Origin of the sequence: Variovorax sp. UC122_21 (assembly GCF_044056785.1) — a bacterium.
Taxonomy (GTDB): domain Bacteria; phylum Pseudomonadota; class Gammaproteobacteria; order Burkholderiales; family Burkholderiaceae_C; genus Variovorax.
The window spans coordinates 1383020-1404923 of the sequence record NZ_CP172003.1; the positions used below are offsets into that span (position 1 = coordinate 1383020).

Sequence of the window (21904 nt, forward strand, 5' to 3'; positions counted from 1 at the left end):
TGGGTCCAGCTCAACTGAACTGGAAAATTAATCCTGGGCTTCATCCACGAGTCGATGCACGGCGGATGCGGACGGCATGCGTAGGAATCCACCCCGCAGGCCCCTGGGTTCTCCAACCAACGCCCGCCGTCGCTAAAACCGCAGGCGCGGGGATGCGGTAGTAGGAATGTTGTGGATCTGTTCCAACTGCCGCAGAACGAGGCGATTGCGCTGCGCCGTCTGAGAAGCCACGCAGTCCTTCGGCACGACCACTTCGAGGTCGCGCATCACCGCTTCGGAGGCAGTCACCAGAATGCACTGGTCGCTCGCCACGCCGGTGAGGATCAGCTGGGAAGCTTTGAGATGTTGAAGCAACAGCTCAAGAGGTGTGCCAAAGAAGGCGGACTGCTTGGGCTTGAGGACAAAGTAGTCCTCTTTGCTCGGCATGAGGAGTTCTGTAATCTTGGCGCCTCGGCCGCCGCCGCGATACGCATCGTCGATCAGCGTGCGGAGGTCGGACCGCCAGCGACCAGCGTTGTCATTCGCGTAGATGACCGGCACGCCGGCGTGGACCGCCCTCGCTTTGAGGCGAGCGATGTGAGGAGCGATTTGCGCGGCATAGCGCACCAGCTTTTCTCCATCTTCGAAATCCCAGCAACTGATCATGTCGATCACGAGCATGGCGAGGCCCCCGCTGGCTCTCTCCGTCGCCAGCCTTCCCGGCACCTTTGAACGAGCCCCTTCGGCGCGTTTATTGTCCGGGCGGGCCATCATGCCCCGAGGGAGGCTTGACATCGCCTCCATCCCTTCTGAAGACGCTCAACTGGCCGTCTGCTTCGAGGCGCGCGATGCGGACCTGCCGCAGCGACTCCACCCCCTGCTGCCGCAGCTTGCCCATCAGCTCGTCCGTCGAAATCATCTCCCGGCGCAGCGCGCGCTGATTCAGCTGCCCATGTCGCACCAGCACCGCAGGCAAAGGCTCGAGCAAGCGGGAGATTGGTTCGAATCTGTAGCTGAGCCAGTCGAGGACGAAGTTCCAGGCGATCAGCGTCCCCAGCAGCACCAAGCCGTCATTGATGGACTTGTATTCGCCTTGCATCGCATTGCTGGATGCGTCGGCAACCAACACCACGAAGAGCAGATCCGCCACGCCCATGGACCCGATGTCGCGACGCAGGACAAAGCGAAACACCAGAAGCAGGAACCAGTAGACCACGGTTCCCCGCACCACCATGTGCCAGACAGGAAAGTCTCGACCGAAAAGCGAAAGAAGCTCGTCCATTTCTTTACCCTAGTGCCGTGTCAAGAACCATCATCACGACGAAGCCGAGCATGAGCCCGCCTGTGGCGAAGGTCTCGTGGCCCTGCCTGTGCGATTCCGGAATGATCTCGTGACTGATCACGAACAGCATCGCTCCCGCGGCGAGGGCAAGGCCCCAGGGCAGCAGCGAGGGCGAAATGCTGGTCAGCGCGGCGCCGGCCACCGCTGCGACCGGCTCGACCAGCCCGGAGAGCACCCCCACGCCCGCCGCCTGCCATCGGCTGTAGCCCACGCTGCGAAGGGCGAGCGCCACGACCAGGCCCTCCGGCGCATCCTGGATCGAAATGCCGGTCGTCAGCGCACTGGCTCCCACGGGGTCGGTTCCTGCGAAGGCCACGCCGATCGCAAGGCCCTCCGGGAGGTTGTGCAGGATGATGGCGAACACGAAGAGCCAGATCCGCTTCATCGTTCGAGACCCTGGGCCCTCGGCCCCCTTGACGAAGTGTTCATGGGGAATGGTGCGATCGAGCGTCAACACCGCAAGGGCGCCCAGCAGGATGCCCGCTCCCACCATGGCGCCAGCCCCCCAATGCGAAGCTCCTTGTCCCTTGGCGGCTTGCAGCGCGGGGATGATCAGCGAGAACGAGCTTGCGGCGAGCATCACTCCGGCACCGAAGCCGAGCATGGTGTCGTAGACGCGCTGCGAAAACTGCTGCGAAAGCAGGACTGGGATGGTGCCCAAGGCCGTCGCGAGCGCCGCGATCCCTCCCCCGGCAAGCGCCAAGCGGATGGCAGGTGCATCGTCCATCGCCACCACGGCTTCGTAGCCCATCACGAGCATGCCGAACCCGACGATGCCGATGCCACTCCAGCGCCTCAGGCGCTTGCCCTTCGAGCCACGGTGTGAGATGGATAGAGGATTCAAGTGAAGAGGCCCGGCATCGCGAACAAGAAAAAAAAATGAGCCCGGCCGAAGCCGGACTCCAATCTTCGGCACCCGCCGAAGACCCCGAATTCATGCGGCTGCTTCCAGCGCAGGCATCCGGATCGATCACCTCCCAGGAAAAGGAAAGACGGGGACACCGGTCAAACATGAAATTCACGTAAACCGTGTCGAGACCGTGTAGGTCGAACGCTACCTATGAATAGCGAATGCTGGCAATCGCCGCGCTGCTCGCTAACGCACAGCGTCGTAGCCTCTGCGACTACACGCCGAGCTCTGCGTCGGCCCCTCACTGCTTGCTGCTGTTTCGTGCTCCTACGGATAGCAGCCTTGCATACCAAAGGATCAATATGCCAATCAAGACCCCTTCCGAACTATTCATCCACGATCTTTCGGATACCTATAGCGCAGAGAAGCAGATGACCCGCTCGCTTCCCAGGCTCGCCCGTGCGGCCACGGACCCTCAGCTGGCTCAGGCCTTCGAGGATCACCTCGAGGAAACGCGCGCGCAAGTCGAGCGGATTGAAGAAATCGCCGAGGCCCTTGGCCTGAAACTCAAGCGCATCAAGTGCGAGGGCATGGCCGGCCTGGTGGAGGAGACCCTGTCCATGGTCGATCAAGTTCAAGAAGGACCGGTGCTGGATGCAGCGTTGATCGGATCGGCCCAAAAGGCCGAGCACTACGAGATCGCGAGCTACACCTCGTTGATCCTCATGGCGAAGAAGCTGGGCTATGCCCCGGCGGTGCCGCTGCTGCAAGCCACGCTAGCCGAGGAGCAAGCGACCGACAAGCGCCTCGGCGCCATGGCGGAGGCCAGCGCCATCGAACAAGCTGAAGCGACGAGCTGACCCGTTTCAAAGGATCAAGATGAAAACCCTATTTCGTACCGCCACGGTCGCAGCCGTCTTCGCCGTCACCTACGGTCTGAGCTCTGCGGTGTTGGCTCAGGCTAAGCTCGAGGCCGCTGACGCATCCATGCTCAAGGACATCGCGCAAGCGAGCATCGCGGAGGTAGAGACCGGGAAGGTCGCCGTCGAGAAAACGAACAGTGCGGACATCAAGAAGTTCGCCCAGATGATGGTCGAAGACCACACCAAAGGCCTGAGCGACGTGGGGTCCCTGGCCAAGAACAAGGGTGTAGAACTGCCCGACGTACCTGACGCGAAACACAGAGCAGCGATGCTGAAGTTCAAGGCGCTTCAGGGCGATGCTTTCGACCGTCAGTACGTGAAACAGGCTGGCGTCGATGACCACGAAGCGACCGAGAAGCTGCTCAAGAAAACCCAGGCCGAGGCAAAGGACCCTGAAGTAAAGGCGCTCGCAACAAAGATGCTGCCTGTGGTCCAGGGCCACTTGGCACATTCGCAGCGGCTTGCAGGTTCAGTGAAATGATAGTCGTCGCTGTCGAACGGTGGTGATGTTCGACGCCGGAGGGAGCGCTGACCAGAGCGATCTCGGCCCTCCGCGCGTTCGCTGGTCATTTTCCGAGGAGGGGGGCCGGATAAACCTCGGGTGGGGAGCCCTCATTCGAACGAGCTCTCTTTCGTAGGGATTCGATGTCCAGCGAGCATGCATTTGTTTACCGGGGCCACGCATTTCGGATTGAGCTTCGACCGAACGACGTGGCCAGTACCGGGCGAGTGTGGAGGTGGTTTCTCCTGCGCCATCCCTTGCGCCTCCCGCAAGGCATTGATCTTCATGCAACAGCAGCTCAGGCACTGCGGCATGGACGACAGCAGGCCATGCGTTGGGTGGAGGAGCGTCCTGTGGACTCACGCGCGCAGTCCTAGTGCACGGCTGGTCCAGAAGCGCTGAATGCGCCTAAGGGAGTACTGACGCCCAGTAATCGGGCTGGTCGCTAGCTCAAAAAATCGCAGAGCTGCGCGCTGACGCGCACAGGCTGTTCGTGGTGAAGCCAGTGGGTGCCGTCCTCCAGGCGCGAAAGAATGCCTTTCGCGCAATACTTCAGCGCTTCATCACCCAGGCCAGGCTCCAGCGCCGTATCCTGGTCTCCCCAGAGGATCAAGGTGGGAGCTTCAATTGGGGTTGAATAGGGCGCCCGATGGCCATGGCGCGCTACCAATTCAGCATACTCGCAACCGCGTGCGGCTGGCTCCAAGCCTCGCAGTACGCCTCCAGCAACTCAGGGTCGAACGCATCGGGCTTGCTTGTGCGAGTCAGTGAAGCACGCAAGAGCGCGCACCGATTCGCGCCGAGCATCGTTTTCGGGTAAAAAGGGGAGGTGGAAGAAGCCGACGTATGCGCTGCGAGCGAGTTGAAATGGATGCGACAGGGCGTAGCCGAGAAGACTCGCCGGGTGCGGTGCGTTCAGAATCGCTAGGCGCTGTACCCGTTGGGGGTCTCGCGCGGCAACGTGCCATGCGACGATCCCTCCCCAGTCATGGCCCACGAGCGCAAACTCCTGCGCATCCAATGCGTCTGCAAGCGCGCATATGTCGTCAGCCAAGACATCCAGTGCATAGGAACTGACACCGCTGGGCTTGTCGGACTGCCCATAGCCTCTTTGATCCGGAATTGCCACCCGCCAACCAATCGCGAGGAAAGGTTCTACGTATCGCTGCCAAGCCTGCCAAGTTTCTGGGAATCCATGCAGCAGGATCACGAGAGGGGCGGTTTGGGGGCCGGCGGTGACGACATGCAGCGTGATGCCGTTTACCGATATCTGGGAGTGTTCCATGCCTGGTTCCAATCTAGAGCATAAAAGGAAGCGCCTGCATGCCTAAAGGGCCCGAGCGTCGAATGCCAACTTCCATTTCCGAATGCAGGCTGATGGGCCGATCTTAGGAGGGCCGCCATGGATGACATGCGCCGCGCGGATTCGAGAAGCTATGCCGGTGGCGGGATGCAGATTCCAATTTGGCCGTTTTTCACCACGCCAGCGTAGGACGTGGAAGCGTTCATGCGTGGGCTTGCGGCAAGGGTACACACGCGCTTCCCGTCGATCTCAGCGAGGCGACAACCAAAGTTTGTCCTTCAGCAGATCGTTCAATTTGCTTACGCGAGCGCGCTCGCGCCACGGCGACAACCGGCTTCTTGAATCAGAAGGAGCCTTTCATGACCGACGACACCAAGAAGACTGCGTTGGACCGCAAGCTGATCTCGCTGGAAGAAAAGCACGAGGTGAGGTCCTGGACCGAAAGCCTTGGCTGCAGCGAGATGCAGCTGCGCGATGCGGTCAAGGCTGTTGGCAATTCCGCGCAGGAGGTGCGCGGGTACCTTGCTGAACGTAAGTAGGTAGTCGCCAAGAGCAGGGCCGGATAACCTGATTTGTTGGAGCCGGCTCATGGCCGCAACCAAGAAGCTCGCGTCCTATCGGCAGAAGCGCGACTTCAAGATCACCGCGGAGCCCGCCGAAGGCGGGACGCCCTCGGCGGGCGCGCTCGGCTTCGTCATTCAGAAGCATGCCGCCAGCCGCCTTCATTACGACTTTAGGCTCGAGTTGGATGGCGTGCTTGTGTCGTGGGCGGTCCCCGAGGGCCCAAGCTTCGACCCCAAAGAAAAGCGCCTCGCCGTCCATGTGGAAGACCACCCTCTGTCCTACGCATCGTTCCGAGGGCACCATTCCTCCAAAGCAATATGGCGCTGGAACCGTCATCGTCTGGGACAACGGGACCTGGGAGCCGATCGGGGATCCCCGCAAAGGCCTCAAGGCGGGCAAGCTCGTTTTTCGGCTTGATGGCCACAAGCTCAGGGGCCTCTGGGAGCTGGTGAACATCGCCAAAGGCGGCGAGCGCCAGGAACCGTGGCATCCTGTTTAAGAGAAGGACGAATTCGCGCGGTCGCACGCGGAGTTCGACGTCGTCAGCGCGCTGCCCGACAGCGTGTTTGCCAAGCCGCTACGCAAGCCAGCAGCACCCGAGACAACAAAGATCGCAGTGGAAAAAGCCGCGCCGTAACGAAGCCTGGCCGTGCCAAACAAGGGGCGACGGCGAAAGCGCCTCTCAGCGCTGGCAAGGCGCAGGTGCAGAAGACAGGTTCGCGCCTGAAGAGCAGGCCGGAAGGCACTGCTGCCGGAAAAAATCGGCCCCCAACTTGCCACACTCGCCAGCGGCGTGCCGAGTGCCGGGAATGGATCCTACGAGATCAAGTTCGATGGCTACCGGCTGATGGCGCGGCTGGACAAGGGCAAAGTGCAGCTGATCACTGCGCGGTGGTCACGACTGGGCCGCCAAGATGCGCAACTGGTGTCCGAGCTGAGCGGGCTCGGTCTGCGCGGCTCATTTCTCGATGGAGAGATTGTGGTGCTGGCGAGAACGGTGCGCCGGACTTCAACGCTTTGCAGAACGCCTTCGACCGGCGTCGTGGGGAAGATCGAATCGTTTTCTTCGTGTTTGATACACCGTTCTTCGAAGGCGAGGACCTGAGGGAGCTGCCGCTCAAAAAACGCCGAGATCTGCTGGAAGCATTCCTCGCACACAAGGCTTCCGAGCACGTGCGGTTCAGCCAGGACTTTCCGGCCGAGCCGCATGCGATCCTCAGGTCCCGCATGCAGCATGCAGCTCGAGGGAGTGATCGCTAAAAGAGCGGATGCACCCTATGTCTCCCGTCGTACGGAAACCTGGCTCAAGCTCAAGTGCAAGCTGCGGCAGGAGTTTGTAGTGTGCGGTTTTGTCGATCGCTCGGACAACGCTGCCCAAGTGGGCAGCCTGCTGCTGGGCGTGCACGACGAGAGCGGCCAGCTCGTATCCGCGGGAAGTGTCGGAACCGGTTGGGCGTGGAAGAGTCGGCCGACATTCGTCGGCGCCTGGCTCGCCTTCAGGTTGAGGCACCGCCTTTCGATGTCGCACGAGCAGCTCCTGGACGCTGGTCCAAGCGCAAGGCAGGTTCCGAGCGATGGGTCCGGCCGACGCAAATCGCGGAGGTCAGCTTTGCCGAGTGGACGCCCGATGGGCAGGTGCGGCATGCTTCTTTCGTCGGCATGCGCTCTGACAAATCGGCCACCTCGATCACGCGCGAGACGGCCAAGGCGGTAGATGCGGCGCCAGCAAAAGCCAGCGGTAAGCGCGCCAGGGGCCTCTGCCGGCGGCGTCACGGTCAGCCACGCGGAACGGATCATCGACGAATCCACAGGCGTCACCAAGCTGGACCTGGTCCGTTACTACGAGTCAGTGGCCGAGTTCATCCTGCCGCACCTCAAGGGCCGGCCCTGTTCTTGGTGCGAGGCCCTGCCGGTGTAAAGGGACAGCTCTTTTTTCAAAAGCATGGAGAAAAGATCGGAGTCCCTGGCATCACGGAACTGCCCGAGTCGTTGTGGCCCGGGCACGCTGCCTTGCTGGAGATCTCAAACGAGAAAGCGTTGCTCGGTGCCGCTCAGATGAATGTCATCGAGTTTCATACCTGGAACTCGGTCGCCCGAACGATCAACAAGCCTGATCGCATGATCCTCGATCTGGATCCCGGCGAAGGAACGGCTTGGCAGCACGTGCAAGAGGCCGCGATCCTCGTGCGCGCGCTGCTAGGCGAGCTCGGCCTTCAGGCATGGTTGAAGACATCCGGGGGCAAAGGATTGCACGTTGTGGTGCCCCAGCGCCTCGCTACGAGTACGAAGTGGTGAAGAGCTTCTCGCAGGCGGCAGTTCAGCACCTGGCCAAGACGATCCCATCGCGATTCGTCGCAAAAAGCGGACCCTCGACCGTGTCGGAAGCTGTTCGTCGACTACCTCCGCAACGGGCATGGCGCAACGACGGCTTCGGCTTTTTCTGTGCGCGCGCGTCCGGGGCTGGGCGTCTTATGCCGATTGCCTGGGAGGACCTGGAAGGCCTGAAAAGCGGTGCGCAATGGGACGTCCGCACCGCGCGCGAGCATCTGTCGTTTCAACGGACTGACCCCTGGGCCGGCTACTGGAAGGCTAGACAAGCGCTCAGTCCCGCCATGAAGGCCTTGGGCTTTCGCTGACGTGTACTTTCACGGTGCTTTCTGCGGGTGCTCCGTTCGCAGAATGGCCTCACCTTTCAGCTAAGCTTGCCGCATGGCGGAGATGTCGCATTTCGAGATGGAGCAGGCCTTACGGCAGGCGGGTTTTGCGGTGCGCCCGTACCCGACCCCAGAGCGAGGTGTTCGATCCGCAGGATTTGCTCGCGGCGGACCAACTGCTCATCGCGGCCGGAACTGCTCTGGGAGCACGAGATCGAGAGGCTCTATGCGCTGCTGCTACAGCAGAAGCATGCTCACGCCTACGAGGAATTCGCACGCGACTTTGATGAGCGGTGCACGATAGAGGGACTAAGCGCGGCGCTCGCTTTGCTCAACAGCGGTGTGTCTCACCGCTATACGGCTGTGTATCGAGCGGTCAACGATGCGATGGTCATGTTGAGCTTGCTGACAAGCTCGGCGAGCCGCGTCCCGATTTTCTTGCGCAGGTTCCCGTCGCTTCGAGCTTCTGTCAATATGTCCTGCGAGACGCGAGTTTCCTGACCGCAAATTCGGATTCGGACTTGCGACTGAATGGACATCCTTACCAGGGGGTGATGCTCGCCTACTTCGGCGTGCCGACTTCAACGCTCAAGGCGAGGCAACTGGTACTGTGTGCCATTTCGATGTCATTAGCGAGGAGCTCCCCGTCAACCAAGTTGAGCGACTTCACGCCGCGGCCCTAGTGCTTTCCAAGTTCATACCGGACTAAGCCGGCGCTGCTCACGCAGTTGATCGGTCAAGGTCGAGCCGTTCCCCCTCATCGCCCCTCCCGAGCCAGCATTGGCCGAGCGTCCTACGTCCGCTCAGGCGAACCTCGCGCGTCGCCGGCCCCACCCGCCTCCTCGCTTGCCGAGGCGATCACTCACGGGGCCTCCTCATGCACGCAGCTTCTCTCTTTCGCACAGTCCTCGCACTGGGCACCTTCATGCTGCGGACGCATCGGCGCAGCTGCCACCGGGCGACGGCCCCAACACGGTGTCCACCGTGATGCTCGAACCTTCGCCGGTCAAGTTTGATGAATTGCTGCTCTTGCAGCTGAAGCTGCCTCCTGGCTTCAAGGTCAATGTGTACGCCAAGGACATGCAGCATGTGCGCTGGCTGCAGGTGGCGCCCAACGGCGACGTCTATGCGAGCCGCCCCAGGCAGGCCGATGTGCTGCTGCTGCGCGACACCGATCGCGACGGAAAGATCGACGCGCAGCAGATCGTGGCGCAGAACATCAAGAACGTGCATGGGCTGCTGCTCAAGGACGGCAAGCTGTTTTATGGCCAGCGACAAGAAGGTGCTGGTCGCCGATGTGCAGCCTGACGGCTCGCTGGCCCTGCCGCGGGTTCTTCTCGATGACCTGCCCCGACGGATCGCAGCATCCCTACCGCACGCTGGCTTCCGGTCCCGACGGCTTCCTGTACGTGACCGTGGGCTCGCAGTGCAACAACTGCGTGGAGACCAATCCCGAGGCCGCGACGGTCCTGCGCATGCGGCCCGACGGCAGCGCGCGCAGCGTATACGCGCGCGGGCTTCGCAACACGCTGGGCTTCGCCTTCAGTCCGGTCGATGGCACGCTCTACGGCTTCGACCACGGCTCGGACGACCGTGGCGACGACGTGCCGCCCGAGGAACTCAACGCGATCCGGCCGAACCGGCACTACGGGTGGCCGTTCTGCTGGGGTGACAGGCAGGTCGACATGAAGCAGCAGAACGACCCGGAAGGATCGACGCGCGCCGACTTCTGCCCGACCACCGAGGCGCCGGCGCTCATGACCACGGCGCACTCCGCGCCCGTCGGGATGGTCTTCTACGGCGGCAGCCAGTTTCCCGCAGAGTACCGCCACAGCGCCTTCGTCGCGATGCGCGGATCGTGGAACCGGGGATAGCCCAGCGGCTACGAGGTGGTGCGGGTGTGCTTCGACGCGGCGGGCAAGCCGCAGTCGATCGAGGACTTCGTTACCGGATGGCTGATGCCCGCCGCGCCGGCCCACCTGCGCCAACCGGGCGCCGGACCGGCCGCCGAACAGGCGAAGGCGGCCCGGCCGGCACAGTTCGGACGGCTCTCCGGCCTGGCCGTGGCGGCCGACGGTTCCCTGCTGATCGCCGAGGACTAGAACGGCGTGATCTATCGCGTGAGCTACGCCCGCTGAGGAGCCGACCATGAACACCCGACACCTTCTCTGCCCGATCGCCGTGTGCGCTGTGGCCCTGCACGGCGCGTGCGGCGGTCCTCCCAACCCTTCGCACGACCATGCCATGCCGCGATGCCCGGCGCCAGCACACCGGGTTCGCTGCAGGGGCGGTGCCGGCGCATCACAGCCCGATGCGGCGCCGCTGGCATCGGCGCCGGCTTCTCACGCCATCGGGCAAACAGGCCGGCATCGTGCCGCTGCGCCGGCTGGCGGAGGCACCGCGGTGGTCCTCAACGCCAGCGTCGAAGGGCTCGCGCACGGCGTGCACGGCTTCCATGTGCACGCGCATGGCGAGTGCGCACCCGGGCCCGACGCAGCGACCGGCCGGGTCGTCGATTTCGGCGCCGCCGGCGGCCACTTCGATCCCGGCAACTCGCGCAACCATGGGCGACCGGGCGACGACAAGGCCCATGCGCATGCCGGCGAGCTGCCGGCCCTCCAAGCGGACGCCGGCGGTCGCGCGGTGCTGCGCTACCTCAACACGAACCTCTCGCTGGACCGAGCGCCGACGTCGGTGATCGGCCGCAGTGTCGTCGTCCATGCGGATCCCGACGACTACACCAGCGACCCCGCGGGCAACTCCGGCGCGCGGGTGCTGTACGGCGTGATCGAGGCCACGGCGCCGACCGCCGTTCACGCGCGTGCCACCCTCGAAGGCGCGTAGGTCTTCCCGGAAGGCATCGCGATCGATCCGCGCACCGGCGACGCCTTCGTTGGATCGAGTACCAATGGCGACCTGTTCCGCATCAGGCAAAGCGGCGCGAAGGCCGAGCTGGTGCAGGCCGGTGGTGCCGTGGGGCGGCAGGGCGCATTCGGCATGAAGTTCGATGGCAGCGGACGCCTGTGGATCGCGGGCGGACCCGGCGGCACGCTGGCCGCGGTCAACGTGACCGACGGGAGCACGCTGGCCGTGGCCAAGGCACCGCAGGACATGCCGAGCTTCCTCAACGACCTCGTCATCGCACGCGATGGCTCGGCCTACATCACCGACTCGTTCCGCCCGGTGATCTACCGGGGTGCGCACCGGCGCCGGTGCGCGCGCGACGCTGGAGCCGTGGCTCGATCTGTCGTCGACGCCGCTGCGCTACCTGCCGAACAAGATCAACATCAACGGCATCGTCGCGTCGCCCGATGGTCGCTACCTGCTGTCGATCCAGCTCGCGACCGGCCAGCTCTGGCGCATCGATACCCGCTCGCGCGCGGTCTCGCAGCTGCGCGTGGACGGCGGCGAACTCACGGACGGCGATGGGCTCGTGCTCGCCGGTGGCAACGATCTCTACGTGGTCCGCAATGCGCACCATGAGCTCGTGCGCGTGGAACTTGCGCCCGACTGGAGTGCGGGTCGCGTCACGCAACGCATCACCGACACGCGCCTGCGCTATCCGACCACGGCGGCCGTGGTCCCGTCCGGCCTGATGGTGGTCAACGGGCAGCTCGATCGCCAGAAAGCCCGCCGGCCGTGCTTCCCTTCGACGTGGTGACCGTCGCGATGCCGCGGTAGCACGGCTGCAAGTCCCGACTTCCTGGAGATCCGAATGACCAACGAACATGCTTTTGTCTACAGCGGCCACGCGTTCCGGCTGGTGCTCGAGCCGGACCCGCGCGGGCAATACCAGGTCGCGGTGGACTGGATGGCGCAGCCCGACCAGGCAACCCGGCTGCCGCAGGACGCCGATCCCTATGCGAGCGCCGAAGAAGCGCTACGGCACGGCCAGCAGTAAGCCATGCGGTGGGTTCATGACCGCACGGGCGACGGTCAGGGACAGGCCTAGAAGGCTGCTCGGCAGGACTTTTCATCCATCTTTACCCACAGGAGACACCATGCCATCAACGAATCCGCAATCCCAGACCACCAACCCGAAGAGCGCCTCGGACATCGATCAACTGGCCCGCAAGCTCGACGCCACGCACGGGCAGGTCGAGGAAGCCATCCGCGCCGTCGGCTCGAACGCCTCGGACATCGAACTCCATCTCAAGGGATCGCGCGGCACCACCAATGCCGAGCGGACGGACGAGGCCGGCAAGGGCTGAACTCGTGAAGCTGGCGATGCGAGACTGAATATATTGCCGTGCATCGAGGTCCCCTCGGCTTTCTTGGCTTTCTTATTCGCGAGCAGGAACGCGCTTGTCCTACGTCCATGCCATCGCAAGCTTCAAGAATCGATCTCTTTTCTGGAGGCCCGCCATGTACATTCGAAAGCCGCTTGCGCTTCTTTCACTCTCGCTGGTTCTTGTGACTCCTTTCGCAGGAGCACAGCAATCGTCCACCGGAAATCCCAAGGGATCGGTCGCTCCTGCCGCGGGAAATTCCACGCCCAAGGCCCAGGGCGCCTCGGGCCCGCGCGTCGACACGGGACGCGGCACCGAGCCATTGAGCAGCGAGCACGGTCCCGCCGAGGCGCGCACCGGCCAGAACCGTCCACCCGGCGGCGGTCCGAACGGCGGGTTGACGCGCGCCAATCCTCAGGACACCGCTCCTTCGGACAATGGGCGCAGCGCCCAGGGATCGTCGGCGCGGCCGGTGCCGTCCTCGGAATCGAAGGAACGCGAGCGCAATCGGTGAGGGGACCGGGCGGGCCACGCAACTGCATGCGGTGCGGCCGCATCGTGCAGGCCCGGCTTGATCGTTGTGCCCACGGAGCGCCGCTTGACCCATGCCTTGCTGCTCTTGCAGCAGCTAAGCTATGCGCACACCCTTTGCGAATTCCAGCGCCTGCGCGAGCGCTGCGGTCGCGCGTCGCCATCGAGCAGCGAACTCGCGGGAATCTGTCGGCGAGTGAAGGAGTGCGAGCGGCTCTGGGCTCGATGCCGCGAGGGCCTGGCCGCCGCCGACATGGCGGCATTGCGTGTTTCAAGAGCGCTCGATCTGCAAATGCTCCTGGAGAGCGCTGATGCGAGGCTGAGTTCGTGGAGCGATGCGTCGAGCATGGACCGAATGCCGGCGTCGCATCTTTTCGAATGGGTCTCGCACGATTGCGAAAAACTCGAACTCGCCCAGCTCGAGGATGCGATGAGTCCCGCGGAGGCGGCGATCTACGTGCAGTCGCTCGATCAGCTTCAGGGGTGAACGGGCGAATCGTTCGGCGTCGTCGAAAGGATGCGCAGCGTGTGCAACAGCTCGGCCGCGTTCGTGCTATCGCTTGAGGATCGAGAAAGCTCGCTCGAACCGTTGCGCGGACGGATCTCAGCAGCTCAGGCGGTCACGCGCAGGCGATTGACCGCTGCTTGCCCAGTCATCGTGATGGGGGGAAAGGTGGCAGTGCGCCCTGTGCAGTCGCTGCCGCGCGAAGGCAGGGAAACCCATCGTGGCTTTCCGCTTGGCGCCTGCGAATTTCCTGGATCGGGATTGGGTTGCTGCTCCAGGTGCTCATGCAGTCCGAAGGGCGCCGAGTCATCGTGCTTTGTACTCTCGACATCCTTGCGCTTACTTCGCATGCGCGCCTGGGGCAGCGGCGACGAACCCTCGCCGCCGGCGGCGGTGCGTTTGCTCGAGAGGCGCTCGAGCTTGCGGCCTACTGGCGTGGAGGCCGGATGTCGTGCATGAAGTACCCGGCGCTTAGCGTGTTGACGGCATCGCCAGCAAAGTCCATGAGGATCCGGCTGCGCTCGGGCGTCATGCTGACGGTGATGAACTGAATCGGCCGGCCCTTAGGGTCGTGGATCACGCGCACTACCTTTAGCAGCGGCACGCCCACTTCGGTCTGCAGCAGCCGGCTTCGCGTGGGGTGCGCTGATGTCGGCCGAGATTTCCTGGATCACCCGGCCGAACTTCACGCCTTGCGCCAGCAGGATCTCGTAGAGCGCGTGCTTACGCAGTGACGCCATCGTGACCTGTTTGCCCAGTTGCGCGGGCACCCAGGCGTCGCTCAGCATGACGGGTATGCCGCTGACGCTACGCAAGCGCAGGGCATGCACGGCCTTCTCGCCCGCGGCCAGCTGCAGCATGGCCGCGACATCAGCCGGTGCCTCGGCGCGTTCCACCAGCAGAACCTGGACGTCGGTGCCGCTGGCCGTCTGGCGCAGGCTGTCGATCAGCCCCAGGCTGGGGTTGGGACGCGCCACCGGCACGCGGTCCTGACGCACGAAAGTGCCGCGCCCATGGCGGCGCTCCACCAGCCCGAGCGCGGCCAGGTCGGCGAGCGCACGCCGCACAGTGATGCGCGACACGCCGAAGCGTTCGCACAGCGCCTCCTCCTTGGGCAGCGCGCCGGTGTCACCGAAACGCCCCGCGAAATTTCCTCCCTCAGTACGAGGAAGAGTTGCCTGTGCAGCGAAGTCCCCTTGGAGAACGGGGCGGGCGTGGCGTTGTGCTCGAGTGGGGAAGGGGTCATGGCCGGTGCTGTTGAAAGAAACAGCATAAGGCATGTGCTTCGCCCCTTGACTCAAGTTTATGTTGTAATAACAATATGACAACAACAGATTCGGGCGGGCGAATTTCACAGCCCGTCGTCGGGAGACAAGGAGCAGTAGATGGAAAGGTCGTTCGCAAGCGTCATGCTGCTGGCAGCGGCGGCCCTCGTTGGCGGCTGCGCCACGACGGGCGGCTTTCAGGTCAGCGAAGTCGGCAGCTTCCATGCCGGCGGGACGCAGGTCGCGCTGTCGGGCCTGCGCCGAACGCGAGCTCCGCCTGACGCCCAGCGCGCCAGTGATGAAGGTCAACCCCAACGGCGAGTTCGAAACCGGCCAGCTCTACGGTGCAGATACGTGAGGGCTGGCCGCGCCGCGCGCCCGCTATCCGCTGCTGATGTGGCATGGCGGCGGCCTCACGGGCGTGACCTGGGAGACCAAGCCGGACGGCGCACCCGGCTGGCAGCAGTACTTCCTCCAGGCGGGGCACGACGTCTATGTGTCCGACGCGGTCGAGCGCGGGCGCGCATCCTGGTCACGCTACCCCGAGATGCACCACCAGCGAACCGTTTTTCCGGCCCAAGCAGGAAGCCTGGGAAGGCTTCCGCATCGGCGCCGGCTACAGCGAGGATCCGGCGCAGCGGGTGGCTTACCCAGGTGGGCAGTTCCCGGTGGAGGCCTTCGACCAGTTTGCCAAGCAGGCCGTGCCGCGCTGGGCCACCAACAACGCCGCGACCCAAGCCGCCTACGACGCGCTGGTGGCCAAGGTCTGCCCATGCGTGATCGTTGTGCACAGCCAGGGCTCGGCCTTTGCCATGCAGGCTTCGCTGAACGCGCCGGGCAAGGTCAGGGCATCGTCGCGGTGGAGCCGGGTGGCGCGCCCGACCCGGCCGCCGTAAACCTCACCGCCGTCAAGGGTGTACCGCACCTGTTCGTGTGGGGGAGACAACCTGGCCGGCAACGAGGGCTGGGCCAGGCTGCGCACCGCGCCCGATCGCTACCGCGCCGCATTGCTGGCCCAGGGCGGCGTGGCCGACCTGCTGGACCTGCCGGCCAACGGCATCAAGGGCAACTCGCACATGGTGATGATGGACCGCAACTCCGACCAGGTCGCCGCCCGCATCCAGGCGTGGATGAGCGCCAACCGCCTGATGAAGTAACCGACCGCACAAGGAGCATGACATGTCGAAGAACCTGACCCAACGCCCCGCATCGGCGGGCCGCCGGTGACTTCCTCGGCCCAGGCGGCGCTGTCAGCGTTGGCCCTGCCGGCCTTCGCACAACCGGCCGCCTGGCCCAGCAGGCCCATCAAGCTGGTGATCGGCTACGGCCCCGGCGGCGCCGGCGACACGACGGCGCGGCTGCTGGCCGAGGGCATGCAGAAACTGCTCAAGCAGCCGGTGATCATGGAGCTACAGGCCCGGCGCCAGCGGCATGCTCGCGGCCGACTTGGTGGCGAAGTCGCCTGCCGACGGGTACACCCTCCACCTGACCGACGACGGTGCGTTGTCCATCGGGCCGGCCACCCGCAAGATCAACTACGACCCGCAGGCATTCACTTTCATCGGAAGCCCGGGCGGCCTGCCGCTGGTGCTGTGCACGCCGCCCAGCCTTCCAGTCAACACGGTCGCCGAACTGGTCAGCCACATCAAGGCCCATCCGGGCACGGTGAGCTACTGCCACCAGCGGCGTGGGCAGCCTGCCCCACCTGCTCGGCGAGCAGTTCAAGAGCCTCATCGCCGCGGACCTGACCGACGTTCCGTACAAGGGCACCGGCGCGCTGCTGCCCGACCTCATGTCGGGCCGCGTGGCCTTCGCTTTCCCCGCGACCACGGGCGTGCTGAGCCACGTCAAGGCCGGCAGTGTCCGCGCGCTGGCGATCACGTCGCCCAAGCGGATCGCGCTGATGCCCAACGTGCCCACCATGGCGGAAGCGGGCTACCCGCAGATCAATTCGATCTACCGCTCGGCCATTGTCGCGCCGCCCGGCCTGCCGGCTGCCATCGAGGCGCAGCTGACCGCCGCCCTGCAGCAGGTCACGCAGGACGCCGCAACCATCACGCTGCTGGAGACCGGCGGATTCGAACGTGGCGTACCAGCCGCCCGCCGCGACGAAGTTGGTCTTCAAAAACGAGCTGCAGAAGTGGAAGGCGCTGATCGTGGCCAATGGCCTGCACCTGAGCGAATAACCGGCGTACCGCCAAACGGAGAAAACCTTTGAAGACCAACCCAACATTGCGCCAGCAGCTTGCCGCGCCCGGCCTCGTCATCGCCCCCGGCGCCTACGACGGCATCGGCGCGCGGCAGATCGAGCAGGCCGGCTTCGGCGCCGTCTACATGACCGGCGCCGGCACGCGTCTGCGGCCCGCGGCTACCCCGATTTCGGCTTGCTCACGATGAGCGAAATGGTGGAGAACGCGGGCCGTGATGGCGCGCTCGATCAACATCCCGCTGATCGCCGATCCCGACACCGGCTACGGCAACGAGCTGAACGTGACCCGCACGGTGCGCGAGTACGAGTCGCGCGGCGTGGCGGCGATCCACATCGAGGACCAGGTCAGCCCTAAGCGCTGCGGCCACCTGGACGGCAAGCAGGTCATTTCGCGCGAGGAATTCGTCTCCAAGATTCGCGCCGCGGTCGAGGCGCGGCGCACGCCTGACTTCGTGATCATTGCCCGCACCGACGCACGCGCCATGATGGACCTGGACGAGGCGATTTGGCGGGCCAATGCCGCGCTGCAGGCCGGCGCCGACATCGCCTTCGTCGAAGCCACGCAGTCGCTGGAGGAAATGGCCGAGGTGCCCAGGCGGGTGCAGGGGCCCTGTCTGCTGAACGTGGTGCCGGGCGGCCGCACGCCCAACATCAACCTGCGCGAGGCCGGGGCCATGGGCTACAAATTGGCCATCCTGCCAGGGCTGGTGCTCGTCGCGGCCATGGAAGCGGCCGACGCCGCGCTCGCCCAGCTCAAGGCGACCCCAGATGCCGCCCACCATCACCCGCGGCGTCGCCGAGACGTTCCGGCGATTCGGTGCCGACGAGTGGGACGCACTGCGCACCCGCTTCAATGCCGGCGAAACGATGGGGCGCTGAGATGACACGCAGAACCCTCCGGACTCCGGCAGCACTGGCGCTCCTGTGCATGTCCCTGGCCGCAGCGGCGGCGACGCCCGCGCCCTGGAAGCCCAACCGCGCCGTCACCCTGGTCGTGCCCTACACGCCGGGCGGCGGCACCGACAGCGTGGCGCGCGCCGTCTCCAAACAGCTTTCGGTGATCTGGGGCCAGCCGGTGGTCATCGAGAACCTGCCGGGCGCGGACGGCCTCATCGGCACCCGCAAGGTCATCGACGCGAAGCCCGACGGCACCACGCTGCTGATGCAGGTGCCGGCCATCGTGCTGACCCGGTACACGCCGGGCCTGAAGGGCGTCGATCCTGTCAGCCAGCTGCAGCCCATCACGGCGGTGGCGCAGGCTTCCAATGCGGTGGTGATCAGCGGCAAGCTGCCGGCGAAATCGCTCGCCGAATTCGTCGAGTACTGCCGCCGACCCGGCCAGCGCTGCTCGGTCGCCACGACCGACAACCAGTCGCGCATCATGTCGCGCCAGTTCGTCTCGGAAGAGAAGCTGGACAGCACGGTCATCGTCAACTACCGGGGCACGGCCGCCATCGTGACCGACATGATCGCCAACAACGTCGACATGGCGTTCACCGGCATTGCCGCGGCGCTGCCCCACCACAAGACGGGTGCCTTGCGCTTCATCGCCACGACGGGGGGATAGGCGCGCCGTTGCGTTGCCCGACGTCGCCACCACGGCTGAGGCGGGCTTTGCCCAGTACCGGTCCGTCAACTGGTTCCGGCCTGTCTTCGCGCCGCGGGGCCTGCCGCCCGACGCGGCGCAGGGCCTGGTGGCGGCCCTGCGCGAGGCGGTAAAGGCGCCGGACGTGGCGCACTGCCATCGTTGCCGCGGGCGCCGAGCCGCTGGTCAGCACGCCCGACGAATTCGCCGCCAAGTCAAGGCCGAGGGCGACCGCCTCGGCGCGCTCGTCAAACGCCACCCCCTCGAATAACCCAAGGAATCACCATGACCAGACTTGACATCAAGGGCGATGCCCGTCGCATCTTCGACACCCTCAGGAGTGGCGGCATCGCCATCATCCCCAACGACGCGGGCTATGCGCTGATGGGCGGAACGTATGACGCCGTGCACCGCATCTTCCTGGCCAAGAAGCGCGGCGGGCATAAGCGCAACGCGATGCTGGCTTCCATGGCCACGCAGCGCGAACTGCACGTGCTCGACCAGCACTCGCAGGACATGGTCGAGATGCTGACGCAGGACTACAACCTGACCGTCGGCGTGGCCGCGCCTTACCGCAAGGACCATCCGCTCATGGCCAAGGTCGATCCGCGCCTCATCGAGGCCAGCACCGGCCACGGCACGGTGGGCCTGCTGCTCAATGCCGGGCCGCTGTTTGAGGAAGTCTGCCGGCTCTGCCGCGAAGCCGAGCTGCCCGTGTTCGGCTCGTCGGCCAACGTGACCGGCACCGGCCCGAAGTTCCGGGTGGAAGACATCCAGCCCGAGCTGCGCGCGATTGCCGACGTCATCATCGACTACGGCCTGCGCAAGTACCACCACTACCAGCGCTCGGCTACCACGCTCAGCTTTGCGACCGGCGAGGTCGAGTGCCTGCGCATCGGCTCCTGCTACGAGCTGATCTGCGACGTGCTGCAGCGGCATTTCAACGTCACCCTGGCAAAGGACCCGGGGCGCGAGGTCAATGCCTCGGGCCACCTGCAGGAGTTCGCATTCAAGGAAGTCAGCTACAGCTGAAAGGGCAGGCGACATGAACAGCATCGACATCGCTGGCGACGCCCGGCGCACCATGGACATCATCAAGGCCGGCGGCATCGCCATTGTGCCGAACGACACCGGCTATGCCTGCTGCGGCTCGTCGATGGACCCGCTGCAGAGGATCTACGACACCAAGCAGCGCGGCAGCCACAAGCGCAATGCCATGGGCGCGGACCTCGAGACCCAGCGTGAGCTGCAGCGGCTGAGCCCGCGCGCGCAGCAGATGGTGGAGGCGCTGGTGGCAGACCACGACCTGCCCGTGGGCGTGATCGGCAGCTTCCGCGCCGGCCATCCGCTGCTGCAGAAGCTCGGCGACGAAGGCATGCGCGCCAGCTCGGCCGTCGGCACCATCGGCATCCTGCTGAATGCGGGCCCGTTCCACAAGGAACTGTCGCGCCTGAGCCGCGAGGAGGTGGTGCCGTTGTTCGGCTCGTCCGCCAACCTGACCGGCACCGGGCCGCGCTTTTCGGTGGACGACATTCCGCCGGAGATCAAGGCCATTGCCGACATCACGATCGACTACGGCCTGCGCCGCTACCACACCTACCGGCGCGCCGGGACGCTGATCAACTTCGACACCCTGCAGGTCGTGCGCATCGGCGCCTGCTACGAGCTGATCTCCGGCGTGCTCAGGCGCTGGTTCGGCCTCGAGCTGCCACCTGATCCTGGCTTCGAGCAGCTGCCCTCGGGGCACCTGAACGAGTTTGGCCTGAAAGGCGTGGAATGAGCGGGCCGGCGCTTCTTGGGCTGATCGCAAAACAGCCCCTGCTGATATCAAGCCTGATCATGTTTGCCGAGCGGCATCACGGAGACGGCGAGATCGTCTCGCGACGGGTGGAGGGCGACATCCACAGGACCAGCTGGGCTGAAGTCGCCCGCCGCTCGCGGCAGGTCGCCAACGCGCTGGACGCGGCCGGTGTCGCGCTCTCCGGCCGCGTCGGCACCATCGCCTGGAACGGCTACCGCCACCTGGAGCTGTATTACGGCGTCAGCGGCGCGGGCCGGGTGCTGCACACGCTCAACCCAAGGCTGCATCCCGACCAGGTGGCCTGGATCATCAACCATGCCGAAGACGAGGTGCTGTGCTTCGATCTGAGCTTCCTGCCGCTGGTACATGCGGTGCATGCGCGCTGCCCCTCGGTGAGGCAGTGGATCGCTCTGTGCGATGCGGACAGGCTGCCCCAGGACAGCGGCATACCCGGCCTCCTCAGCTATGAAGCCTGGATCGACGCATGTAGCGACCGCTACGACTGGCCCGTGTTCGACGAGAACACGGCGTCGAGCATGTGCTACACCAGCGGCACCACCGGCAATCCGAAGGCGGCGCTGTACAGCCACCGCTCCACCCTGCTGCACGCTTACGCCGCGGCGCTGCCTGACGCCATGGGCATCTCGTCGTGCGACTCGGTCCTGCCGGTCGTTCCGATGTTCCATGTCAACGCCTGGGGCATTCCCTATGCGGGCGCGCTGACCGGCTGCAAGCTCGTGTTTCCGGGCCCGGCGCTGGACGGCAAGTCCGTCCATGACCTGATCGAGGGCGAAGGCGTTACCTTTGCCGCCGGCGTGCCGACCGTGTGGCAGATGCTGCTGGCCCACATGGAGGCCGGCGGACTGCGCTTCACCGCGCTGAACCGCACCGTGATCGGCGGTGCGGCCTGCCCGCCGAGCATGCTGCGCGCCTTCAGGGAGCGCTACGGCGTCGAGGTGTTGCACGGCTGGGGGATGACCGAGATGAGCCCGCTGGGCACGGTGTGCACGCTGAAGAAGAAGCACCTCGCGTGGCCGGCCGAGCAACAACTGGCGGTTTTGCAAAAGCAGGGGCGTGCGCTGTTCGGCGTGCAGATGAAGATCGTCGGCGAACAGGGCGAGGACTTGCCCTGGGACGGCAAGGCCTGCGGCGACCTGCTGGTGCGCGGCCCGTGGATCGTGCGCGAATACTTCAAGGGTGAGGGCGGTAACCCGCTGGTCAGGGACGCGGACGGCGCCGGCTGGTTTCCCACGGGTGACGTGGCCGCCATCGACGCCGACGGCTACCTTCAGATCACCGATCGCAGCAAGGACGTGATCAAGTCCGGCGGCGAATGGATCAGCTCCATCGACATCGAGAACATCGCCGTGGCGCACCCTGCCGTGGCCATGGCCGCCTGCATCGGCGTGTCCCATCCCAAGTGGGACGAGCGGCCGATCATCGCGGTCGTGGTGCGCCCCGGCGCGCAGCTCGCAAAGGAGGAACTGCTGGACTTCTACCGCGGCAAGACGGTGGCGAAGTGGCAGGTGCCCGACGACGTGGTGTTCGTCGAGTCGATCCCGCTCGGCGCGACCGGGAAGATGCTCAAGACGAGGCTGCGCGAGCAGCTCAGGGACTACCGGTTGCCGGATGTGACGGCGGCCACCACAACCAATGGATAGC

31 protein-coding genes and 4 pseudogenes are annotated in these 21904 nt (G+C 65.0%); 28 read left to right on the plus strand and 7 right to left on the minus strand.

Annotation, left to right across the window (positions count from 1 at the left end; genetic code table 11):
* Window positions 1–132 precede the first annotated feature (132 nt).
* The 3 genes from ACHMXE_RS07060 to ACHMXE_RS07070 form a co-directional block, all read right to left on the minus strand.
* Entirely contained in the window at window positions 133–660 is a 528-nt protein-coding gene (locus ACHMXE_RS07060; RefSeq protein WP_395345102.1) for a cysteine hydrolase family protein, read from the minus strand.
* 70 nt (window positions 661–730) lie between these two features.
* Window positions 731–1261, minus strand: coding sequence for a DUF421 domain-containing protein (locus tag ACHMXE_RS07065; RefSeq protein ID WP_395345104.1), 531 nt, complete (start codon window positions 1259–1261; stop codon window positions 731–733).
* 4 nt (window positions 1262–1265) lie between these two features.
* A complete protein-coding gene (locus ACHMXE_RS07070; protein WP_395347455.1) occupies window positions 1266–2081 on the minus strand; it encodes a ZIP family metal transporter in 816 nt (271 codons plus the stop codon).
* Between the two features lie 452 nt (window positions 2082–2533).
* Here ACHMXE_RS07070 and ACHMXE_RS07075 point away from each other — a divergent pair, with 452 nt between their 5' ends.
* Window positions 2534–3031, plus strand: coding sequence for a ferritin-like domain-containing protein (locus tag ACHMXE_RS07075; protein WP_395347457.1), 498 nt, complete (start codon window positions 2534–2536; stop codon window positions 3029–3031).
* Window positions 3032–3050: 19 nt separating this feature from the next.
* Window positions 3051–3575: a DUF4142 domain-containing protein gene (locus tag ACHMXE_RS07080; protein ID WP_395345106.1), complete on the plus strand. Its 525-nt coding sequence runs from the start codon at window positions 3051–3053 to the stop codon at window positions 3573–3575.
* A gap of 466 nt (window positions 3576–4041) precedes the next feature.
* Here the strand turns inward: ACHMXE_RS07080 and ACHMXE_RS07085 are convergent, their stop codons facing one another.
* Together ACHMXE_RS07085 and ACHMXE_RS07090 are read right to left on the minus strand one after the other, a co-directional pair.
* On the minus strand, window positions 4042–4209 hold the full coding sequence (locus tag ACHMXE_RS07085) for an alpha/beta fold hydrolase (protein WP_395345108.1): 168 nt from the start codon (window positions 4207–4209) through the stop codon (window positions 4042–4044).
* Window positions 4210–4326: 117 nt separating this feature from the next.
* Window positions 4327–4881 (minus strand): alpha/beta fold hydrolase, encoded by a 555-nt coding sequence (locus ACHMXE_RS07090; protein WP_395345110.1) that lies wholly within the window; start codon window positions 4879–4881, stop codon window positions 4327–4329.
* Window positions 4882–5258: 377 nt separating this feature from the next.
* On the opposite strand from ACHMXE_RS07090, the gene ACHMXE_RS07095 reads away from it, so the two are divergent.
* The 15 genes and pseudogenes from ACHMXE_RS07095 (at window position 5259) to ACHMXE_RS07165 (ending at window position 13364) form a co-directional block, all read left to right on the plus strand.
* The gene (locus tag ACHMXE_RS07095) at window positions 5259–5438 is read left to right on the plus strand and encodes a DUF3606 domain-containing protein (RefSeq protein WP_395345112.1); all 180 of its coding nucleotides are present in this window, start codon (window positions 5259–5261) and stop codon (window positions 5436–5438) included.
* A 49-nt stretch (window positions 5439–5487) separates the two neighbouring features.
* Window positions 5488–5685, plus strand: a pseudogene (locus ACHMXE_RS07100) (DNA polymerase ligase N-terminal domain-containing protein); the annotation flags it as partial.
* A gap of 34 nt (window positions 5686–5719) precedes the next feature.
* A complete protein-coding gene (locus ACHMXE_RS07105; RefSeq protein ID WP_395345114.1) occupies window positions 5720–5962 on the plus strand; it encodes a DNA polymerase ligase N-terminal domain-containing protein in 243 nt (80 codons plus the stop codon).
* Between the two features lie 518 nt (window positions 5963–6480).
* Window positions 6481–6723 (plus strand): hypothetical protein, encoded by a 243-nt coding sequence (locus ACHMXE_RS07110; RefSeq protein WP_395345116.1) that lies wholly within the window; start codon window positions 6481–6483, stop codon window positions 6721–6723.
* Between the two features lie 195 nt (window positions 6724–6918).
* Window positions 6919–7077: pseudogene (locus tag ACHMXE_RS07115) on the plus strand (hypothetical protein); the annotation flags it as partial.
* 100 nt (window positions 7078–7177) lie between these two features.
* A pseudogene (locus ACHMXE_RS07120) lies at window positions 7178–7968 on the plus strand (hypothetical protein).
* Window positions 7969–9101: 1133 nt separating this feature from the next.
* The gene (locus ACHMXE_RS07125) at window positions 9102–9425 is read left to right on the plus strand and encodes a hypothetical protein (protein ID WP_395345118.1); all 324 of its coding nucleotides are present in this window, start codon (window positions 9102–9104) and stop codon (window positions 9423–9425) included.
* A gap of 32 nt (window positions 9426–9457) precedes the next feature.
* The gene (locus ACHMXE_RS07130; RefSeq protein WP_395345120.1) at window positions 9458–9991 is read left to right on the plus strand and encodes a PQQ-dependent sugar dehydrogenase; all 534 of its coding nucleotides are present in this window, start codon (window positions 9458–9460) and stop codon (window positions 9989–9991) included.
* 24 nt (window positions 9992–10015) lie between these two features.
* Window positions 10016–10219 carry a hypothetical protein gene (locus tag ACHMXE_RS07135; RefSeq protein ID WP_395345122.1) on the plus strand — a complete coding sequence of 68 codons (204 nt, stop codon included), beginning with the start codon at window positions 10016–10018 and terminating at the stop codon, window positions 10217–10219.
* A 301-nt stretch (window positions 10220–10520) separates the two neighbouring features.
* The gene (locus ACHMXE_RS07140) at window positions 10521–10961 is read left to right on the plus strand and encodes a superoxide dismutase family protein (protein ID WP_395345124.1); all 441 of its coding nucleotides are present in this window, start codon (window positions 10521–10523) and stop codon (window positions 10959–10961) included.
* Between the two features lie 352 nt (window positions 10962–11313).
* Complete coding sequence (locus tag ACHMXE_RS07145) at window positions 11314–11778, plus strand: hypothetical protein (protein WP_395345126.1); 465 nt, start codon at window positions 11314–11316, stop codon at window positions 11776–11778.
* A 54-nt stretch (window positions 11779–11832) separates the two neighbouring features.
* Window positions 11833–12018: a hypothetical protein gene (locus ACHMXE_RS07150; RefSeq protein ID WP_395345128.1), complete on the plus strand. Its 186-nt coding sequence runs from the start codon at window positions 11833–11835 to the stop codon at window positions 12016–12018.
* A gap of 100 nt (window positions 12019–12118) precedes the next feature.
* Complete coding sequence (locus ACHMXE_RS07155) at window positions 12119–12328, plus strand: DUF3606 domain-containing protein (protein WP_395345130.1); 210 nt, start codon at window positions 12119–12121, stop codon at window positions 12326–12328.
* A 94-nt stretch (window positions 12329–12422) separates the two neighbouring features.
* Entirely contained in the window at window positions 12423–12860 is a 438-nt protein-coding gene (locus ACHMXE_RS07160; protein ID WP_395345132.1) for a hypothetical protein, read from the plus strand.
* Between the two features lie 84 nt (window positions 12861–12944).
* Window positions 12945–13364, plus strand: a complete 420-nt coding sequence (locus tag ACHMXE_RS07165; protein ID WP_395345134.1) for a hypothetical protein — start codon at window positions 12945–12947, stop codon at window positions 13362–13364.
* 445 nt (window positions 13365–13809) lie between these two features.
* On the opposite strand, the gene ACHMXE_RS07170 is transcribed toward ACHMXE_RS07165, so the two are convergent.
* Together ACHMXE_RS07170 and ACHMXE_RS07175 are read right to left on the minus strand one after the other, a co-directional pair.
* Window positions 13810–13962, minus strand: a complete 153-nt coding sequence (locus ACHMXE_RS07170) for a hypothetical protein (RefSeq protein WP_395345136.1) — start codon at window positions 13960–13962, stop codon at window positions 13810–13812.
* The gene (locus tag ACHMXE_RS07175; protein ID WP_395345138.1) at window positions 13946–14956 is read right to left on the minus strand and encodes a GntR family transcriptional regulator; all 1011 of its coding nucleotides are present in this window, start codon (window positions 14954–14956) and stop codon (window positions 13946–13948) included. The genes ACHMXE_RS07170 and ACHMXE_RS07175 overlap by 17 nt, the downstream gene beginning before the upstream one ends.
* A 359-nt stretch (window positions 14957–15315) precedes the next feature.
* Between ACHMXE_RS07175 and ACHMXE_RS07180 the strand changes: the two genes are divergently transcribed.
* From ACHMXE_RS07180 to ACHMXE_RS07230, 11 genes and pseudogenes are all read left to right on the plus strand, one after another.
* Entirely contained in the window at window positions 15316–15543 is a 228-nt protein-coding gene (locus ACHMXE_RS07180) for a hypothetical protein (protein WP_395345140.1), read from the plus strand.
* Window positions 15544–15561: 18 nt separating this feature from the next.
* Entirely contained in the window at window positions 15562–15804 is a 243-nt protein-coding gene (locus ACHMXE_RS07185) for a hypothetical protein (RefSeq protein WP_395345142.1), read from the plus strand.
* 274 nt (window positions 15805–16078) lie between these two features.
* A pseudogene (locus ACHMXE_RS07190) lies at window positions 16079–16261 on the plus strand (tripartite tricarboxylate transporter substrate binding protein); the annotation flags it as partial.
* Window positions 16262–16334: 73 nt separating this feature from the next.
* A complete protein-coding gene (locus ACHMXE_RS07195) occupies window positions 16335–16865 on the plus strand; it encodes a tripartite tricarboxylate transporter substrate-binding protein (RefSeq protein WP_395345144.1) in 531 nt (176 codons plus the stop codon).
* Complete coding sequence (locus tag ACHMXE_RS07200) at window positions 16862–17044, plus strand: hypothetical protein (protein WP_395345146.1); 183 nt, start codon at window positions 16862–16864, stop codon at window positions 17042–17044. The genes ACHMXE_RS07195 and ACHMXE_RS07200 overlap by 4 nt, the downstream gene beginning before the upstream one ends.
* A gap of 27 nt (window positions 17045–17071) precedes the next feature.
* Window positions 17072–17740, plus strand: a complete 669-nt coding sequence (locus ACHMXE_RS07205) for an oxaloacetate decarboxylase (protein WP_395345148.1) — start codon at window positions 17072–17074, stop codon at window positions 17738–17740.
* A gap of 44 nt (window positions 17741–17784) precedes the next feature.
* Window positions 17785–18423, plus strand: coding sequence for a Bug family tripartite tricarboxylate transporter substrate binding protein (locus ACHMXE_RS07210; protein ID WP_395345150.1), 639 nt, complete (start codon window positions 17785–17787; stop codon window positions 18421–18423).
* Between the two features lie 13 nt (window positions 18424–18436).
* The gene (locus tag ACHMXE_RS07215; protein WP_395345152.1) at window positions 18437–18712 is read left to right on the plus strand and encodes a hypothetical protein; all 276 of its coding nucleotides are present in this window, start codon (window positions 18437–18439) and stop codon (window positions 18710–18712) included.
* 14 nt (window positions 18713–18726) lie between these two features.
* Window positions 18727–19473 carry a Sua5/YciO/YrdC/YwlC family protein gene (locus tag ACHMXE_RS07220; protein WP_395345154.1) on the plus strand — a complete coding sequence of 249 codons (747 nt, stop codon included), beginning with the start codon at window positions 18727–18729 and terminating at the stop codon, window positions 19471–19473.
* Window positions 19474–19486: 13 nt separating this feature from the next.
* Complete coding sequence (locus tag ACHMXE_RS07225) at window positions 19487–20221, plus strand: Sua5/YciO/YrdC/YwlC family protein (RefSeq protein WP_395345156.1); 735 nt, start codon at window positions 19487–19489, stop codon at window positions 20219–20221.
* A complete protein-coding gene (locus ACHMXE_RS07230; protein WP_395345158.1) occupies window positions 20218–21903 on the plus strand; it encodes a 3-(methylthio)propionyl-CoA ligase in 1686 nt (561 codons plus the stop codon). The genes ACHMXE_RS07225 and ACHMXE_RS07230 overlap by 4 nt, the downstream gene beginning before the upstream one ends.
* Window position 21904: the final 1 nt, after the last annotated feature.

Coding starts and splice junctions, on each gene's coding strand:
- ACHMXE_RS07220 (WP_395345154.1), top strand. CDS start 18,727: ATGACCAGACTTGACATCAAGGGCGATGCCCGTCGCATCTTCGACACC.
- ACHMXE_RS07060 (WP_395345102.1), bottom strand. CDS start 660: ATGCTCGTGATCGACATGATCAGTTGCTGGGATTTCGAAGATGGAGAA.
- ACHMXE_RS07065 (WP_395345104.1), bottom strand. CDS start 1,261: ATGGACGAGCTTCTTTCGCTTTTCGGTCGAGACTTTCCTGTCTGGCAC.
- ACHMXE_RS07070 (WP_395347455.1), bottom strand. CDS start 2,081: ATGCTCGTGATGGGCTACGAAGCCGTGGTGGCGATGGACGATGCACCT.
- ACHMXE_RS07150 (WP_395345128.1), top strand. CDS start 11,833: ATGACCAACGAACATGCTTTTGTCTACAGCGGCCACGCGTTCCGGCTG.
- ACHMXE_RS07155 (WP_395345130.1), top strand. CDS start 12,119: ATGCCATCAACGAATCCGCAATCCCAGACCACCAACCCGAAGAGCGCC.
- ACHMXE_RS07210 (WP_395345150.1), top strand. CDS start 17,785: ATGTCCCTGGCCGCAGCGGCGGCGACGCCCGCGCCCTGGAAGCCCAAC.
- ACHMXE_RS07105 (WP_395345114.1), top strand. CDS start 5,720: ATGTGGAAGACCACCCTCTGTCCTACGCATCGTTCCGAGGGCACCATT.
- ACHMXE_RS07080 (WP_395345106.1), top strand. CDS start 3,051: ATGAAAACCCTATTTCGTACCGCCACGGTCGCAGCCGTCTTCGCCGTC.
- ACHMXE_RS07230 (WP_395345158.1), top strand. CDS start 20,218: ATGAGCGGGCCGGCGCTTCTTGGGCTGATCGCAAAACAGCCCCTGCTG.
- ACHMXE_RS07075 (WP_395347457.1), top strand. CDS start 2,534: ATGCCAATCAAGACCCCTTCCGAACTATTCATCCACGATCTTTCGGAT.
- ACHMXE_RS07090 (WP_395345110.1), bottom strand. CDS start 4,881: ATGGAACACTCCCAGATATCGGTAAACGGCATCACGCTGCATGTCGTC.
- ACHMXE_RS07130 (WP_395345120.1), top strand. CDS start 9,458: ATGACCTGCCCCGACGGATCGCAGCATCCCTACCGCACGCTGGCTTCC.
- ACHMXE_RS07225 (WP_395345156.1), top strand. CDS start 19,487: ATGAACAGCATCGACATCGCTGGCGACGCCCGGCGCACCATGGACATC.
- ACHMXE_RS07205 (WP_395345148.1), top strand. CDS start 17,072: ATGGCGCGCTCGATCAACATCCCGCTGATCGCCGATCCCGACACCGGC.
- ACHMXE_RS07095 (WP_395345112.1), top strand. CDS start 5,259: ATGACCGACGACACCAAGAAGACTGCGTTGGACCGCAAGCTGATCTCG.